The organism is Mycolicibacterium arabiense, assembly GCF_010731815.2.
GTDB lineage: Bacteria > Actinomycetota > Actinomycetes > Mycobacteriales > Mycobacteriaceae > Mycobacterium > Mycobacterium arabiense.
On sequence record NZ_AP022593.1, the window covers coordinates 3,314,237 to 3,329,785 of the forward strand.

Annotated in this window: 15 protein-coding genes; 4 read left to right on the top strand and 11 right to left on the bottom strand. The window is 69.8% G+C overall.

Annotation, left to right across the window (positions count from 1 at the left end; all coding sequences use genetic code 11):
- Positions 1-40: 40 nt before the first annotated feature.
- Positions 41-904: an alpha/beta hydrolase gene (locus tag G6N61_RS17575; RefSeq protein WP_163924902.1), complete on the top strand. Its 864-nt coding sequence runs from the start codon at positions 41-43 to the stop codon at positions 902-904.
- Here G6N61_RS17575 and G6N61_RS17580 read toward each other — a convergent pair.
- From G6N61_RS17580 to G6N61_RS17595, 4 genes are read right to left on the bottom strand one after another with little or no spacing between them, the layout of a single operon-like run.
- Complete coding sequence (locus tag G6N61_RS17580) at positions 876-1,928, bottom strand: aldo/keto reductase (protein ID WP_163919674.1); 1,053 nt, start codon at positions 1,926-1,928, stop codon at positions 876-878. The two genes, G6N61_RS17575 and G6N61_RS17580, sit on opposite strands and share 29 nt — an antisense overlap.
- 28 nt (positions 1,929-1,956) lie before the next feature.
- Complete coding sequence (locus tag G6N61_RS17585) at positions 1,957-3,306, bottom strand: amidohydrolase family protein (RefSeq protein ID WP_163919675.1); 1,350 nt, start codon at positions 3,304-3,306, stop codon at positions 1,957-1,959.
- Positions 3,300-4,478: a CoA transferase gene (locus tag G6N61_RS17590; protein ID WP_163919676.1), complete on the bottom strand. Its 1,179-nt coding sequence runs from the start codon at positions 4,476-4,478 to the stop codon at positions 3,300-3,302. Before G6N61_RS17590 ends, G6N61_RS17585 begins: the two co-directional genes overlap by 7 nt.
- Before the next feature lie 19 nt (positions 4,479-4,497).
- Positions 4,498-5,505 (bottom strand): MaoC family dehydratase, encoded by a 1,008-nt coding sequence (locus G6N61_RS17595; RefSeq protein WP_163919677.1) that lies wholly within the window; start codon positions 5,503-5,505, stop codon positions 4,498-4,500.
- Positions 5,506-5,556: 51 nt separating this feature from the next.
- Between G6N61_RS17595 and G6N61_RS17600 the strand changes: the two genes are divergently transcribed.
- Together G6N61_RS17600 and G6N61_RS17605 are read left to right on the top strand one after the other, a co-directional pair.
- A complete protein-coding gene (locus G6N61_RS17600; protein WP_163919678.1) occupies positions 5,557-6,726 on the top strand; it encodes an acyl-CoA dehydrogenase family protein in 1,170 nt (389 codons plus the stop codon).
- Between the two features lie 2 nt (positions 6,727-6,728).
- Positions 6,729-7,448: a GntR family transcriptional regulator gene (locus tag G6N61_RS17605; RefSeq protein WP_163919679.1), complete on the top strand. Its 720-nt coding sequence runs from the start codon at positions 6,729-6,731 to the stop codon at positions 7,446-7,448.
- A 52-nt stretch (positions 7,449-7,500) separates the two neighbouring features.
- Here the strand turns inward: G6N61_RS17605 and G6N61_RS17610 are convergent, their stop codons facing one another.
- From G6N61_RS17610 to fadD4, 5 genes are all read right to left on the bottom strand, one after another.
- Positions 7,501-7,845 carry an ester cyclase gene (locus G6N61_RS17610; RefSeq protein WP_163919680.1) on the bottom strand — a complete coding sequence of 115 codons (345 nt, stop codon included), beginning with the start codon at positions 7,843-7,845 and terminating at the stop codon, positions 7,501-7,503.
- Positions 7,846-7,877: 32 nt separating this feature from the next.
- Positions 7,878-8,237 carry a DoxX family protein gene (locus G6N61_RS17615; RefSeq protein WP_163919681.1) on the bottom strand — a complete coding sequence of 120 codons (360 nt, stop codon included), beginning with the start codon at positions 8,235-8,237 and terminating at the stop codon, positions 7,878-7,880.
- Positions 8,238-8,321: 84 nt separating this feature from the next.
- Complete coding sequence (locus G6N61_RS17620) at positions 8,322-8,894, bottom strand: TetR/AcrR family transcriptional regulator (RefSeq protein ID WP_163919682.1); 573 nt, start codon at positions 8,892-8,894, stop codon at positions 8,322-8,324.
- Between the two features lie 76 nt (positions 8,895-8,970).
- Complete coding sequence (locus G6N61_RS17625; RefSeq protein ID WP_163919683.1) at positions 8,971-9,855, bottom strand: enoyl-CoA hydratase/isomerase family protein; 885 nt, start codon at positions 9,853-9,855, stop codon at positions 8,971-8,973.
- The gene (fadD4, locus tag G6N61_RS17630) at positions 9,852-11,372 is read right to left on the bottom strand and encodes a fatty-acid--CoA ligase FadD4 (RefSeq protein ID WP_163919684.1); all 1,521 of its coding nucleotides are present in this window, start codon (positions 11,370-11,372) and stop codon (positions 9,852-9,854) included. The genes G6N61_RS17625 and fadD4 overlap by 4 nt, the downstream gene beginning before the upstream one ends.
- A gap of 255 nt (positions 11,373-11,627) precedes the next feature.
- On the opposite strand from fadD4, the gene G6N61_RS17635 reads away from it, so the two are divergent.
- Entirely contained in the window at positions 11,628-12,365 is a 738-nt protein-coding gene (locus G6N61_RS17635) for a hypothetical protein (protein ID WP_163919685.1), read from the top strand.
- A gap of 18 nt (positions 12,366-12,383) precedes the next feature.
- On the opposite strand, the gene G6N61_RS17640 is transcribed toward G6N61_RS17635, so the two are convergent.
- Complete coding sequence (locus G6N61_RS17640; protein ID WP_163919686.1) at positions 12,384-14,213, bottom strand: phosphoenolpyruvate carboxykinase (GTP); 1,830 nt, start codon at positions 14,211-14,213, stop codon at positions 12,384-12,386.
- An 81-nt stretch (positions 14,214-14,294) separates the two neighbouring features.
- Complete coding sequence (locus G6N61_RS17645) at positions 14,295-15,458, bottom strand: hypothetical protein (RefSeq protein WP_179973476.1); 1,164 nt, start codon at positions 15,456-15,458, stop codon at positions 14,295-14,297.
- Positions 15,459-15,549: the final 91 nt, after the last annotated feature.

The following is a 15,549-nucleotide window of genomic DNA, read 5'->3' on the forward strand; positions in this document are numbered from 1 at the left end:
GCCCGCCTTCCATCCCGAACTGGAGCGCGCTGCCCGGTTCATGCCCCGAACCCTCATCACGCCACGCTCTCTGCGATACCTCCGCATGGCCATGCCTCTGCTGGACCGTCGCGTACCCGGTGACGTCGAGAAGCTGACACTTTCCTCGGGCATCGGCGTCCGGCTGCATCGCCCACCTGGTGTGACGACGCCCGGCCCGGCGCTGCTGTGGATCCACGGTGGCGGTTACGTGATCGGCAGCGCCGCCCAGGATGACGTCACCTGCCGCCGGTTCGCGCGCGAGCTGGGCATCACCGTCGCAGCCGTCGACTATCGACTGGCACCCGAATTCCCCTATCCCGCACCGCTCGACGACTGCTACGAGGCGCTCGCGTGGCTCGCGGGCCTGCCCGCGGTCGACTCGACCCAGGTCGCCATCGGCGGTGCGAGCGCAGGCGGGGGTCTCGCGGCGGCGCTGGCACTGCTGGTGCGCGATCGCGGCGAGATCGACCTCGCGGCGCAGGTCCTCGTCTACCCCATGCTCGACGATCGGTCGTCGACCCAGGAGGGCCTCGACAGCCCCAATCACCGGATGTGGACCCAGACGTCGAACGCCTACGGCTGGTCGGCCTACCTCGGCGGCGCAGACCCGAACGTCGCCGTGCCCGCCCGCCGCGACGACCTCGCGGGCCTACCGCCTGCCTGGGTCGGCGTCGGCACGTGCGACCTCTTCCACGACGAGGACCTGGTCTACGCCGAGCGCCTCCGCGCGGCAGGCGTCCCGTGCGACGTCGAGGTCGTCGAGGGCGCCTTCCACGGCTTCGACGGCGTGGCACCCAAGGCCGAGGTCACCAGACACTTCGTCGAGGGCCAGGTCGAATTCCTACGACGGACGTTCAGGCAGACGCAACCGGCCTCTGCCTGAAGCCGTCGCCGCCCAGGGTGGCCGAGCCCCGTGCGGCGTTGTCCGCGTGCGGTTGTCCCAGCGGGATGCGGCTGACCTCGTCGAGCCGGTCGTAGACCTCGGCAGGCAGGTCCAGGTCGAGCGCCGCGAGATATCCGTCGAGTTGCTCGATCGTCCGCGGGCCAGTGATCGGCACGACGCCCGTCGGTGAACGCCGCGCCCGCTCGAGCAGCCACGCCACCGACACGTCGGCGGCCGGTGCGCCGAGTTGGTCGGCCGCGGCCAGCACGGCGTCCACGATCGTCGACTTCGCGGGTCCGTCCTCGGTATGCACGACGGCCTTCAGCTTCGTGAGCCTGCCCTCTTCGCCGTTGCGGTACTTGCCGGTGAGCAGCCCGCCGCCCAGCGGCGACCACAGGGCCGCGCCGATGCCGAGCGCCTCGGCCATCGGCAGGTTGTCGCGCTCACCGCTGCGCTCGACCAGGCTGTACTCGAATTGGACGGCAGCGATGGGGATCTCGCCCCGCAGCTCCGCCAGCGTCGTCGCGCGTGAGGTCATCCACGCCGGGAAGTTGGACAGCCCGGCGTAGAGCACCTTGCCCGCACGCGCCAGGTCGTCAAAGGCGCGCACGATCTCGTCGAGCGGCGTGACGAAGTCCGGCCAGTGCACCCAGAGCAGGTCGACGTAGTCGGTGCCGAGACGACGCAGGCTGGCCTCGACCGAGCGGAACATGGCGCGGCGCCCGTTGCCGGTCTGCAGCACGCCGCTGCCCTCGGCGGTTCCGCCGACCGCGAACTTGGTCGCCACGGTGAACTGGTCGCGGCGGCCGGCGAGCAGTCGGCCGAGGATCTCCTCCGACTCGCCCACCTGGTAGGTGGCCGCCGTGTCGATGAACGTGCCGCCCGCGTCGGCGTACCGGTCGAGCAGGGTGCGGGCGACGTCCTCCTCCGCACCGTGCCCCCAGCGCGTGCCGAAGTTGCCTGCTCCGAGCGCCAGGGCCGAGACGCGAAGGCCGTTGTTCCGTCCGAAGGTGAAGTGCTCCATTAGGGGAACAATCCGCGCCCGGGCGGGTTTATTTCGCGACGCCCAGATCGGCAGCGGACTCTCGTGAACGATCGAAGACCACCGAGCCCGCCACGACGGTGGCGACGACCATGTCCGAGGCCAGCTCGGCCAGCACCTCGTCCGGCGACGCCGCCAGAACGCACAGGTCACCCGGTTGTCCCGGCGCGACGGTGCGGCGGTGCGTGGGCTGCTCGGGCTCGCCGTGGAACAGTTCGAGCGCGGTCCTGGCCGACACCGCCTCGCCAGGCCCGAGCGGCGCCCCGGACGCCGTCGTGCGGCGTACCGCCGCCCGCATCGCCGCCCATGGGTCGGCGTCACCGAACGGCATGTCGGTGGACAGCACGACCGGCACGTCGGCGGCGAGTAGGGACCCCAGCCGCCACAACTGATCGTGGTCGTCGGCCGGGACGTCGATCAAGTACTGGTCACCGCGTTCGCACACGAAGTTCGGCTGGGTCGCGACGACGATGCCGAGTTCTGCGAGGTCGGCCAGGCAGTCGTCGGGCACCATCGCGGCGTGCTCGATGCGGTCCCCCGGCAGGCCCCCAGCGGCGCGCAGGGCAGCGATCGTCACCACCAGTTGAGCTGCGGTCACGCAGTGCACGGCGACGTGCCCGCCCTGCCGGTGCCTCGCCTCGACCCATTCGGTCAGCTCGGCGAGGTCCAGGTCGTCGTCGTGCAGGATGCGCTTGCCGGGCGCCAGGCAGTGCACGTGCTGCAGGAGGTCGCCGTGGCGACGCGCCTCCGCGAACGCCACCACGTCGTCGACACCCAGGTCCGGGGTCGCGTCGGTGACGCCCGTGACGCCGTAGGACGCGAGCCTGCGACTCACCCTGGACAGTCCGCCTGCCACGCCGACCTCGCGGCGCTGCAGGCCACCGGACCAGCCACGGTCGTTGCTGCGCAGCCTGCCGTCCGGGTGTTCCGGCAGACCGACGGCGGCCAGGCCCGCCGAGTTCAGCGTCCACAGCACCCCGCTGCGGTGCTGCACGCGGACGGGCACCGACGGCGACAGCGCGTCGAGGCCGTCGCGATCGAGCGGCCCTGCCACCGCCTCGTGGTAGCCGATCGCCCGGATCCACCCATCCTCACCGACGGGCGCGGCGCCGAGGGCGCGGCGCAGGTCGTCCGCGCCGAGCACTTCGTGCGGGCCGACGCGCACCGACGTGAGCGCTGCCGCCGCGGAGTAGAGGTGTACGTGGTGGTCGTGCAGCCCGGGCACGACGGTGCCGTGCGCGGCGTCGATCACCTCCTCGCCAGGACGCGGTTCCAGACGCTCGTCGACATCGACGACGAGCTGCTCCACCCGGATGTCGCAGGACGTCCCGTCGATCGTCCTGGCACGCTGAATCAGCATGGCGCGAGCCTTCTCTCGTCGATGAGGCGGTCGACGCGGGCGCGGTCGCCGTCGAGTTCGGACGCTGGGCTCGTCGTGCCTGGCGGGGCGGGCGGAGCCGCCTCGGCCGGGACGGACGGCACCGTCTGCGGCAGTGCGGCGTAGGTCGCGGCGACCTCGGACATCACGACGTGCACGGTCTCACCGCCGCCGCGGCGCAGCGACCTGACGACCTCCAGCGCGGAGTGCAGTCCGGTCAGCGGGTCGGCGATGGCGTCGGCACAGAACACCGGACCGTCTGCGCCCCGACCCACCAAACCCCCTGCGACGGCGGCATCGTCGCCGAACGCGACCCTGCCCGTGTCGGCGTGTCCGGTGATGGACAGCCACACCCGGCCGTCTCGGGCGGCGACGTCGTCGGGACCGAGACCGCGCCTGCGCAAGGCTGCCGGCCGCGACGACTCGATCACGACGTCGGCTATCGCGAGCAGCTCGCGCAGCCGTCCGGCGTTGTCGAACTCTATTGCGTAGCTGAGCTTTCCGCCGTTCATCCAGTCGAAGAACGAACGCGGTCCGCCGCGGCTGCCGTCGGGCCTGCCGGGGCTCTCCACCTTGACGACGGTGGCGCCGGCGCGCAACAACAGCCGACCGCACGACGGGCCCGCCCACATCGACGACAGGTCCACGACGACGAGCCCGGCCGCACTGCGTGGTGCGCTCCGCGGTCCCGTCTGGCGCACCGTCGGCGGCTGGGCCACCGCTTCGCCCAGTACCGCGGCGGGCAGGTCGAGCAGCCGGGCGCGCTCCACCACCTCGGCAACGCCTCGGGTGGACGACCAGTCCCGCACCGCGCGCCAGGGGTCGACGGTGGCATCGTTCTCGATCAGGGCGGGCACGGTGTCGACGTCGTCGGGCCGCGACAGCGTCAACGCCCACCAGCCGTCCGCCGTCGGCAGGATGCGGGACGCACCGCCGGCCGATGTCCGACCGCGCCTGGCCAATCCCAGGAGGGCGGCCCGGCCCGCGAGTTCCTGCGCGGTATCGACCCGCACGCCGGTGCGGGTCTCGAACTCGGCCGTCACCGATCGCGCCGCGGCCAGCGCCGCTGCCCGCGAGTAGTCAGGTGCCCCGGCGGGGTCGCCGGTCAGGTACGCCAGGCCGCTGGCACCCCAGTCGTCGGCCAGTGCGTCCATCCGGCCATTGTCCACGCGGCTAGAACCGCAGGGCGGTGAATCTCCAGTCCAGCACCTGACGGTCCGGCCCGTCGGCGTCGGTCGCCGCGGCGTACACCAGCGAACGCAGGCTCAACACGCCACCGCGGCCGTCCGGCAGTGGTCGGGCATCCTCGACGTGGATCTCGCTGTAGAGGGTGTCGCCCTCGTACACCGGGCCGGTGTGATCGCACGACTGCCAGCCGAGCACCGTGACGAGATCGGGCAGCGCGCGGGTCACCTGCGCGAGCGCCAACCCGATGGTGTGTCCGCCGTAGACCAGACGCCGTCCGCTGATGCGCGAATCATGGTGTATTGCAGCAAGGTTGAGCGTCAACCGGGCGAGTTCCGGCGCGCTGCTCACCACGTCGGCCGTGCCGGTCAGTACTGAACCAGCCAGCGCAGGGTCGAAGCCCGCGCCGGGCACGCGGGTGCGGTACGCCTCGACGTCCCAGCCGGCCGTGGGGTCGGGCGGCGCCGGGGTGTCCGCGCCGATGGCCGACAGGTCGTCGGCGTGGCCGGTGTTGCCTGCGCCGTCGCTCAGCGGCAGCATCGCGCACCGGTGGAAGTCGAGGATCAGTCGATCGGCCTGGTCGATGGTCGTCATCCGCAGTGCGGCCATGCCGGTCGGCGCGCGACCCGGCTTGGCCGAATTCTGCCGCAGCCCAACGACTTCAGTGCGGGTGTACAGCGAGTCTCCGATCACCGGGAAGCGGTGGAAGCCCAACCCGCGGTAGAACAGGTTGGCCTTCACGCGCTGCGTGGCGAGCGTGGACTGGCCGATCGCGACATCGGTGACGTAGACCGGGTGGGCCAGCACGGCGGGCACACCCGTCACGGCGTGGGTGAGCGTCGCGTCCAGCGGCAGGCGGAGACGGTCGCCGATGATCGACTGGTGGACCGCTGCGCCCCCCGAGGTGAGCGTCACGGCGGGCGCGGCGTCGAACACGTCCCCGACCCGCAGGTCGTCGAAGTACGGGCCACCCGATATTTGGCCGGACAAAGTCACAGCGAACCATGCTGGCAGTGCATCGATCAGCGTGTCAATATGGTTCTCGATATGGCCGTACCTTTGCGCACCCACCAACTTGACGACGACGAGGCCATGCTGGTCGAGACCGTCCGCGCCTTTGTCGACCGCGACGTCAAGCCCACCGTGCGCGACGTCGAACACGCCAACGCCTACCCCGAGACGTGGATCGAGCAGATGAAGCAGCTCGGCATCTACGGCCTCGCCGTGCCCGAGGACTTCGGCGGCACGCCGGTGTCTACCCGCTGCTACGCACTGGTCACCCAGGAACTCGCCCGCGGCTGGATGAGCCTGGCGGGCGCGATGGGCGGGCATACCGTCGTCGCAAAGCTGATCGACCTGTTCGGTACCGAGGAGCAGAAGCAGCGCTACCTGCCGTCGATGGCGACCGGCGCACTGCGCGCGACGATGGCGCTCACCGAACCGGGCGGCGGATCGGACCTGCAGGCCATGACCACGATCGCGCGGCCCGACGGCACCGACCTGGTGATCAATGGCGCCAAGACCTGGATCTCGAACGCCCGTCGTTCCGGCCTGATTGCGCTGCTGTGCAAGACCGACCCCACCGCGACGCCCAAGCACCGGGGGATCTCGATCGTGCTGGCGGAGCACGGAGAGGGCCTGACGGTTTCGCGTGACCTGCCCAAGCTGGGCTACAAGGGCGTCGAGTCCTGCGAGCTGTCGTTCGACGACTACCGGGTGCCTGCATCGGCGGTGCTCGGCGGCGAACCGGGACGCGGGTTCGCGCAGATGATGAAGGGCCTCGAGACCGGGCGCATCCAGGTGGCGGCGCGCGCGCTCGGCGTGGCCACCGCGGCGCTGGAGGACGCACTCGCGTACGCGCAGGATCGGGAGAGCTTCGGGCAGCCCATCTGGAAGCACCAGGCCGTCGGGCACTACCTCGCCGACATGGCCACCAAACTCACCGCAGCCCGCCAACTGGTCTTCCACGCCGCCGACCGCTACGACAGCGGGGAGCGCGCCGACATGGAGGCGGGCATGGCCAAGCTGTTCGCCTCGGAGACCGCGATGGAGATCGCGCTCAACGCCGTGCGCATCCACGGCGGCTACGGCTACTCCACCGAGTACGACGTCGAACGGTACTTCCGCGACGCGCCGCTGATGATCGTCGGCGAGGGCACCAACGAGATCCAGCGCAACGTGATCGCCGCACAGCTGGTGGCACGCGGCGGCCTGTGAGCGTGAAACCACCCCCGGCGTATCAGGCCCTGCGGCAACGGCTTCGGGACGAGATCGCCTCGGGTGCCTACCGGGATGGCGCCCGGTTGCCGACGGAGTCCGAACTCGTCGAGCGGTTCGGGTTGTCTCGGCAGACCGTGCGACGGGCGTTCCAGGACCTGGTCTCCGAGGGCGCGGTGTACCGCGTGCCGGGCCGGGGTACGTTCGTTAACGAACGCTACCTGCGTCAGCTCGGCTCGATCGAGGATCTGATGAGCCTGTCCGACGACACCACGATGGAGGTGACGTCGGGTCTGCGGCGGCAAGTCGACGTCGAGGCCGCCAGCCGACTGCGCCTCGACGACGACGTCGTGTTCGCGGTGTCCTTCCGGCGGCTACACGAAGGCGTGCCCTTCGGCGTCACGCGGGTGTCACTCCCCGAGGCCGTGGCGCGGCCGGTGCTCGACGCCGCCGAGACCCAGACCGGCGCGGTGAGCACCACCACGATCATCGGCCTCATCGAACCGCACCTGGCCGAGCCGATCGCCGAAGCGGCGCAATCGATCACGGTGGGCGCGGCCGACCCGGAGGTGGCCGAGGCCGTCGGCTGCGCGACCGGTCACCCCATGCTGCGCGTCGACCGGCTGTACTCCGATTCGTCCGGCGCCCCCGTCGAGCTGGCGGTCAGCCACTTCCTGCCCGAGCAGTACACCTATCGCGTGACCCTGCGCCGCTCGCGCTGAGCGGCGATTCGTGGAACATTTCCCGCGCTCACCGCAGGTGATACTCCACGAATCACGCCGTCGAGGTGCCCGTCCAGTACTCGACGATGCGCTCACCGTCGAGGCGCAGGATGTCGTTGCCGGTGAAGCGCGTCTCGCCGGTCTCGAGCCGTCCGACGCCGGTCCAGCGGCCCACCACGAAGTCGCCGTCGCGCAGCGGGCCGAGTTCGATCTGAAAGGTCAACTCGGCGAACATCTCTCGAGTCGTCTGCACGATCGCCGCCAGCTCGTCGCGACCGCGCACGTCCCGGTCGGGCCAGTGCCCCACGAAGTCGTCGGCGACGAGGTCGTCGGCTACCCGACCGGCGGACCACACCTCGTCGATCCACCGCTGGAATACGTCGGTGCTCTGGGTCATGGGAGTTCTCCTCTCCGTTCCTCGATTCTCGGCTAGATCAGGAAGCAGTAGACGCCGACGGCAACGCAGACGACGAGCATGCCGGTGGCGTTGAGGAACAGGTTGCGGCCGAAGTCCCGCGCCCGCACGTGTGCCGCGATCGCGCACAGGAAGTAGACCACCAGCGCCGCGCAGGTGACTGCCCCGAGGTACGGGATCCACAGCCCCGCAACCAGTCCGGCGGCCGCTGCGAACTTGATCGGGGACATGAGCCACCACAGCCGGCGCGGCCACCCGACGCCCGCGAAGCACTCCGCGATGAACGCAGCGGGCTTCAGGCACATCAGCGCGTCGACGAACTGCACCACGGCCAACGCGATGATCGGCCACTGCGGATCTGGCAGCGATGTCACGGCCGGCGTCCTCCGTTCAAATCAAACCATACGGTACGGTATGCTTTGCAGCGCGCGCTCGTCAAGGGCGACCGGGACTACGCGTCAGTCCCGAGCCTCGGGCACCAGGGTCAGCAGCGTCTCGTACACCCGCCGGAGTTCGTCCGCTCCGACCGGTGGGACGGCGACCGCTGCTCCGATCGCCACCAGGTACGGCAGCAGGGCCGCCGTCCTCGCGTCCTCCGGCGTCTGTGAGTACGGCAGCCACACCCGCTGCAGTGCAGCAAGCCGGGACCTGTCGATCCTCGCCTGCACCGCACGCACGTCGGGATCCCACGTCGCCCAGGCGCGCACCGCGAGTTCCAATTCGGGCCAATAGACTTCGTGCCGGTCGGGTGCCACCATCCGGGTGAGCTTGCCCAGCACCATGCGGATGTCACCTGGCGCCTCGACCTCACCGATCACGCGCTCCAGCGCCTCCACCGAGATGCTCTCGAAGTAGTCGAGCAGGTCCCGCTTGAAGCCGTCGGCGCCGTCGAAGTGGTGATGGAATGACCCCTTCGACAGCTTGAGCTTGGCGGCGATCCGGTCGATGCGCACGGCGGTCGGCCCCTCGGCAGCCAGGACCTTCAGCCCGGCGTCCAGCCACCGGGCTCGGGAGTCCGTGCGATTGACCATGTTGCTGACCATACCGAACCGTATGGCGTGATTCGTGGAGCATTTCCTGCGCTCACCGCAGGTAAGACTCCACAAATCACTCGGCGACGGCGTCGACGAGTTCCCACTCGAGCGCTGTCGCCGCGTCGATCGTCGCGCCCGAGAGCACCAGGTAGGCGGTGCGCCATCGCCCGATGCGACGGGTGACGCTCACCGTGCCGCCTGCACCGGGGAGCAGGCCGAGTGCGAGTTCCGGCAGCCCGAACACCGCGCCGGCCCGCGCCGTGACGTGACCGCAGAACGCGGCCATCTCCAGGCCGCTACCCAACACCTGGCCGTGCACCTCGGCGCGGCAGGCGGGCCCGAGGCGGGCGGTGATGGCTTCGAGCACCAGCGCTGGGCTGTGCCGCGTGCGGGCCAGGTGCGCCGAGGCCGGATCGGCGAAGCTGCCGAACTCGGCGAGGTCACCGCCGCTGCAGAACGACGGCCCGTTGCCGGCGAGCACCAGCTCGCAGACCGACGGATCGACGCGCGCCACCTCCAGCGCCTCGAGCAGCGCGGCCCGAGCCGGTGTCGAGAAGGCGTTGTGCCGCTTGGGCCGGTTGAACCGCAGGTGCAGGGTGTCGCCGACGCGTTCGGCCACGACCGGGTCGGGTTCTGCGGGCAGGTGCGCCGGGCCGCGTTCGGCGAGCCAGCGTGCGAACTCCGGGCCGCCCTGCAGCGTCGAGTAGGCCAGCGACTCGGTGATCACGCCTGGGTACGCGGGTGCCGTCACGTCGACGGAACGCAGGACGTCGTCGCACACCGCCGCCGCGTGCGGCCAGCGCGCGACGCGATCGCGGATGCGGTCCAGCGTCTCGGACGTCGACGCGACGGTGACGACCCGCCGGTCGTCGGTCGGCGACTCGCTCAGCGTGAACGTGGCGCTCTCGGCGCAGTCCGCGCCGACGAGACCGTCACCGGAGACGCGGAGGTGCTTCACGAGTACTTCTTGACCAACTCCTGCTTGTACAGCTTGCCGGTGTCGGTGCGGGGCAGCTGCGCCTCGAACGAGATGGATCGCGGACACTTGTAGTGCGCCAGGCGATCTCGCAGCCAGCCCAGGAGTTCCTCGGCGAACGCGTCGGTGGCGTCGGCCTCGTCGACGGTCTGCACGACGCCCTTGACCCGCTGGCCCATCTCCTCGTCGGGAACGCCGAATACCGCGGCGTCCATCACCTTCGGATGGGTGACGAGCATGTTCTCGGCTTCCTGCGGATAGATGTTCACGCCGCCGGAGATGATCATGTGGTGCCTGCGGTCGGTGAGGTAGAGGTAGCCCTCCTCGTCGACGTAACCGATGTCGCCCACCGTCTTCCAGCCGCGCGAGTCCCGCGACGACGCCGTCTTGTCGGGATCGTTGAGGTACTCGAAGTCGAAGCCGCCCTCGAAGAAGATCTCACCGGGCTGCCCTGGCGGCAGTTCCTCGCCGTTCTCGTCGAGGATGTGGACGGGACCGGCCATGGATCGGCCGACCGACCCGGGGTGGGTCAGCCACTCCTCCGCGGTGATCAGCGTGGAGCCGTGCGCCTCCGAGGACGCGTAGTACTCGTCGACGATCGGGCCCCACCAGTCGATCATCTGCTTCTTGATCTCCACCGGGCACGGCGCTGCGGCATGCATGACCCGCTCGAGGCTGGAGACGTCGTACGACTCCCGCACGGACTGCGGCAGTTTCAGCATGCGGGTGAACATGACCGGGACGAACTGGCCGTGGGTGACCCGGTAGCGCTGGATCGCGTCGAGAGTGCCCTCGGCGTCGAACTTCTCGAGCACCACCGTCGTGATGCCCGCGGCCTGCACCTGCATCGACCACACCGACGGGGCGGTGTGATACAGCGGCGCGGGGCTGAGGTAGACCGCCTCGGGGTGCATCCAGAACCCGATGAGTGCGGCCATGAGGCCCGGCGACTCGGACGGCGGTACGTGCGGGAGTTCGCGTTTGATGCCCTTGGGCCGGCCCGTGGTACCGGACGAGTACTGCAGCAGATCGCCCTCGATCTCGTCGGCGATCGGCGTATCGGGATGGCCGGCGACGGCCTCCGGGTAGCGCTGCCAGCCGTCGAGGTCGCCGTCGGCGATCAGTAACAGGTCGGGTAGCCCGTCGATGAGGTGCTCGCCGAGTTCGGCGAGGGTCGCGACCAGCGCCACCGAGCCGACGATCGCCTTCGCGTTGCTGTTGCCGATGATGTAGGCCGCCTCGGCCGCGGTCAGGTGCGTGTTGATGGGCACGTAGTACAGCCCGGACCGTCGCGCCGCCCACATGACGGCATGCATGTGCTCGTTGTTCTCGAGGAGGATCGCGACCGCGTCGCCTTCGACGAGACCGGCCTGGCGGAAGTGGTGGGCCAGTCGATTGGCGCGTGCTTCCAGCTCGCCGAACGTCACCACCGTTCCGGACGGGTGCATGACGATGGCTGGCTTGTCCGGAGTGGCCAGGGCGGTATCGCGGATCTGCATGGGCTGACTTTACGACGGCCCATCGCGCAGCTGAACCCCGAGGCCCGAAAAACTTGACAGGCGTCAAGGCCGCGGGGTCCGCGGCGCCGGGTGTGCACCCGTGCTGCGCATTACAGCAATGTCATACCGCCTTGCGGTCAAACGCCACGCATACCGTTATTGCACCGTAAACGTGGTTAAGGCTGTCATATGGGTTGTTGCCGGTGCGGAAATAGTTAATACTGGCGGTACTCACGACGACGACCGGGGATCACCATGGCTGGGCTGTTGACGGCGGAACACACCGCACTGCAGGGCGACATCGGCGCGACTGCGCCCCACACCGCACGACGCGTCGAGGAGGTCGGCTACGCCGCACTGCCCGGCGTCGTCAGCGCCCGATGGCTCGACTCGGCCCGCAGTCTGGCCACCACGGTCAATCGGCCGGACGCCCAAGAGGTACTGCTCGAAGACATGACCGCGGGCGACGGCGAGGCGATCGACGCGTTGCTGGCCGACCCCGAACTGGCCGGCTTCCTCGAGTCCGTCGCGACCCGCCTGCACCCGAGGTCGGACCCCGACGACCGGCACGTCGACGTGTCACTGCGGATCATCAACGGCCCCGACGAGGTCGAGCAGCCCCTGTGGTTCCACTACGACGCCACCGTCGTCACCGTGGTCTTTCCCATCGAGATCCCCGCCACCGGAGGGGAACTGGTGCTGCACGCCAACCGCCGACCGTTCCGGCGCCTGGTGCTGAGCAACATCGTCGAGAAGATGGTGATGCAGAGCAACGCCTACCGGCGTCGCTTCCACGCGGGCGAACCGACCGCGGTGTCACTGGTCCCGGGCAACGCCTACGTCTTCTCGGGCTACCGGTCGTACCACGCCACGCTGCCCTGCCCGGTCGGTGCCAGGCGCATCACGCTGATGGTGCACTACAAGGACGCCCACGGCGGCAGCAAGATGCTGCGCGGCGCGAAGTCGCTGTACCACCGCGTGGCCGACGCCTAAGCAGCTCGAGCCCGAGGTTTACTCGGCCTCGGCCAGCCGGGTCTTCAGCGCGTCGAATTCGTCCTTGATGCCCGTCGGCAGCTTCTCCCCGACGAACTCGAACCACTCCTCGATCAGCGGCAGCTCGTTGCGCCACTCGTCGACACGGACGGCCAGCGCCTCGTCGACGTCGGCCGCATCGACGTCCAGACCGTCGAGGTCCAGGTCGGCCGCGGTGGGGACGATGCCGATCGGCGTGCTCTTGCCGTCGGCCTGATGCTCGATGCGCTCGACGGCCCACTTGAGCACGCGGCTGTTCTCACCGAAGCCGGGCCACAGGAACCGGCCGTCGTCGCCGCGGCGGAACCAGTTCACGAAGAACACGGCGGGCAGCTTCGACTCGTCGGCGTTCTTGCCGAGGTCGATCCAGTGCTGGAAGTAGTCGCCGACGTTGTAGCCGAGGAACGGCAGCATCGCCATCGGGTCGCGCCGCACGGTGCCGACCTTGCCTTCGGCGGCCGCGGTCTGCTCGGAGCCGAGCGTCGCGCCGATGAACACGCCGTGCTGCCAGTCGCGGGCCTGGGTGATCAGCGGCACCGTCGTCTTGCGTCGTCCGCCGAACAGGATGGCCGAGATCGGCACGCCCTGCGGGTCGTCCCATTCCGGGGCCAGCGTCGGACACTGCGAGATCGGAGTGCAGTAGCGCGAATTGGGATGCGCTGCCTTGGTTTCCGTCTCCCGCAGGTTCCAGTCGTTGCCCTTCCAGTCGATCAGGTGATCGGGTTCGCCCTCGAGGCCCTCCCACCACACGTCACCGTCGTCGGTCTTGGCGACGTTGGTGAAGACGGTGTTGCCACCGGCGATGGTCTTCATCGCGTTGGGGTTGGAGTCCCAGTTGGTGCCGGGCGCGACGCCGAAGAAGCCGAACTCGGGATTGGTGGCGTAGAGCCTGCCGTCCTTGCCGAACCGCATCCACGCGATGTCGTCACCGACGGTCTCCGCGCGCCAGCCCGGGATGGTCGGCTGCAGCATCGCGAGGTTGGTCTTGCCGCACGCCGACGGGAAGGCCGCGGCGATGTAGTACGACTTGTTCTCCGGCGAGATCAGCTTGAGGATCAGCATGTGCTCGGCGAGCCAGCCCTCGTCGTGTGCCATGGCCGAGGCGATGCGCAGCGAGTAGCACTTCTTGCCGAGCAGGGCGTTGCCGCCGTAGCCCGAGCCGAAGCTCCAGATCTCGCGGGTCTCGGGGAAGTGGCTGATGTACTTGGTGTCGTTGCACGGCCAGGGCACATCCTGCTGGCCCGGCTCGAGCGGAGCGCCGATCGAGTGCAGCGCCTTCACGAAGAAGCCGTCCTCCCCGATCTTGTCCAGAGCGGCCTTGCCCATCCGGGTCATGGTGCGCATGGACACGACGACGTACTCGGAGTCGGTGATCTCGACGCCCAGCTTCGGGTCTTCGGCCTCGAGCGGACCCATGCAGAACGGGACGACCCACATGGTGCGGCCGCGCATGCTGCCGCGGTAGAGATCGGTCATGAGACCCCGCATTTCGGCGGGATCCATCCAGTTGTTGGTGGGGCCGGCGTCGATCTCGCGCTGAGAGCAGATGAAGGTGCGGGACTCGACGCGGGCGACGTCGGACGGGTCCGACAGCGCGAGGTAGGAGTTGGGCTGCTTCTCCTGGTTGAGCTTCTGGAAGGTGCCAGCCTCGACGAGGTGCTCGGCGAGACGCTCGTACTCTTCCTGGGAGCCGTCGGCGAAGACGACCCGCTCCGGCTGAGTGAGTTCGGCAACCTCGCGAACCCACGCCAGAAGGCCCTCGTGCTTGGTCGGTGCGTCGTCCAGACCCGGAATGGTCGCTGCGGTCATGTGAAACTCCCCGTTCGCGGTGTTCCATCGAGATTAACTTGGGTGACATACCCGCGGTTAATTGGGACTATGTCCGATCGCTCACAGGAACGATTCAGATTCCGCGGACTCGGATGTTTTTTCTTTTCTATTGGTGTCCGTCACGCCTCGAGCCGGTGACCCGCGCTCGTTGACGGCCGTCAGCAGCGCGACCTCGACGGTCAGCAGCTTGCTGACGACGACCGTCTCGCAGTGCGAGCGCACCGCAGCGGCGACGTCGACGGCCCACCTGTCGAGGACCGCTCGGGTGTGCAGCAGGTTGCGGACCGCGATCAGCCACACCGTCACCACGACACCCACCAGCGCGCCGCCGAGGACGCCCGCTGCGACCGGTCCGCCGGCGACCTCCGCGAGCACCCTGCCCGACGCGAGCCCCGCGCCCAGCCCGAATCCAGCGCCCAGCACCCCGGTCAGCTGGTTCTCCACGCGCCGCGACGTGGACACCGGCGCGGGCAGGCGCACGTCGGGCGAGCCCGCACCGGCGAGATCGGCGTGCGGACCGACCAGTGCCCGCGCGTCCCGCTGCACCCGGTCGTCGACCTCGGCGATCAGGGCGGAGGCCGCGGCGCGCACGCGGGCCTCGAAGTCGGCGGTGCCACGGCGGGGCACCGACGCGGCGTCGGTCCGCCACCGGCCGACCGCATCGGAGCACTCGCCCCGCACCCATTGGACGAGGCGCAGTCGTGACTGGTGCACCGCCGCCCGCCTCGCCGCCGCGCCGCCCGTTTGCCGGAGCGTCGGCCGGCCGCGTGCCTCGTCGAGGAGCCGCAGCGAGCCGCGGACGATGTCGGCGCTGCACGCGCGGTGCAGCGGCGCCACCCGGCCGCGTGCCTGGCTTCGCCAGTGCGTGGCCCGACGTCGATGCGCATGCGCGTCGTCCCCCCGGTCGACGGTCAGGCCCGCCGCCTCGACCACGGCGACCGCGGCGGTCATCCGGAGCAGCGTCGCGGCGTCGCCGTGCGACCAGTCGAACAGCTCGTCGTGTCCCGACCGCAGCGCCTCGCACCGCGCCTGCACCAGGGCAGCGCACAACCGCCGGTACCGCGCCTCGGGGACGTCCCGGCAGGACGCCTCGTCGGGGCGTCGCAGCCCGGCGATCACCGACCCCAGGCGGGGTGCGTCCGGCCCGACGGCGAACCGCTCCAACTGGTCGGCGAGCAACGTCAGCACGTCGGCCGCGGCAGGCGGCGCGCCCCGGGAACCCACCTCGTCATCGTCGCACCCGGGGAGGAACCTCCCGAGCACGAATTCGGACGCTCGGGCGCCGGCCCCGAAGGCAACCATTGGGTATCAATCT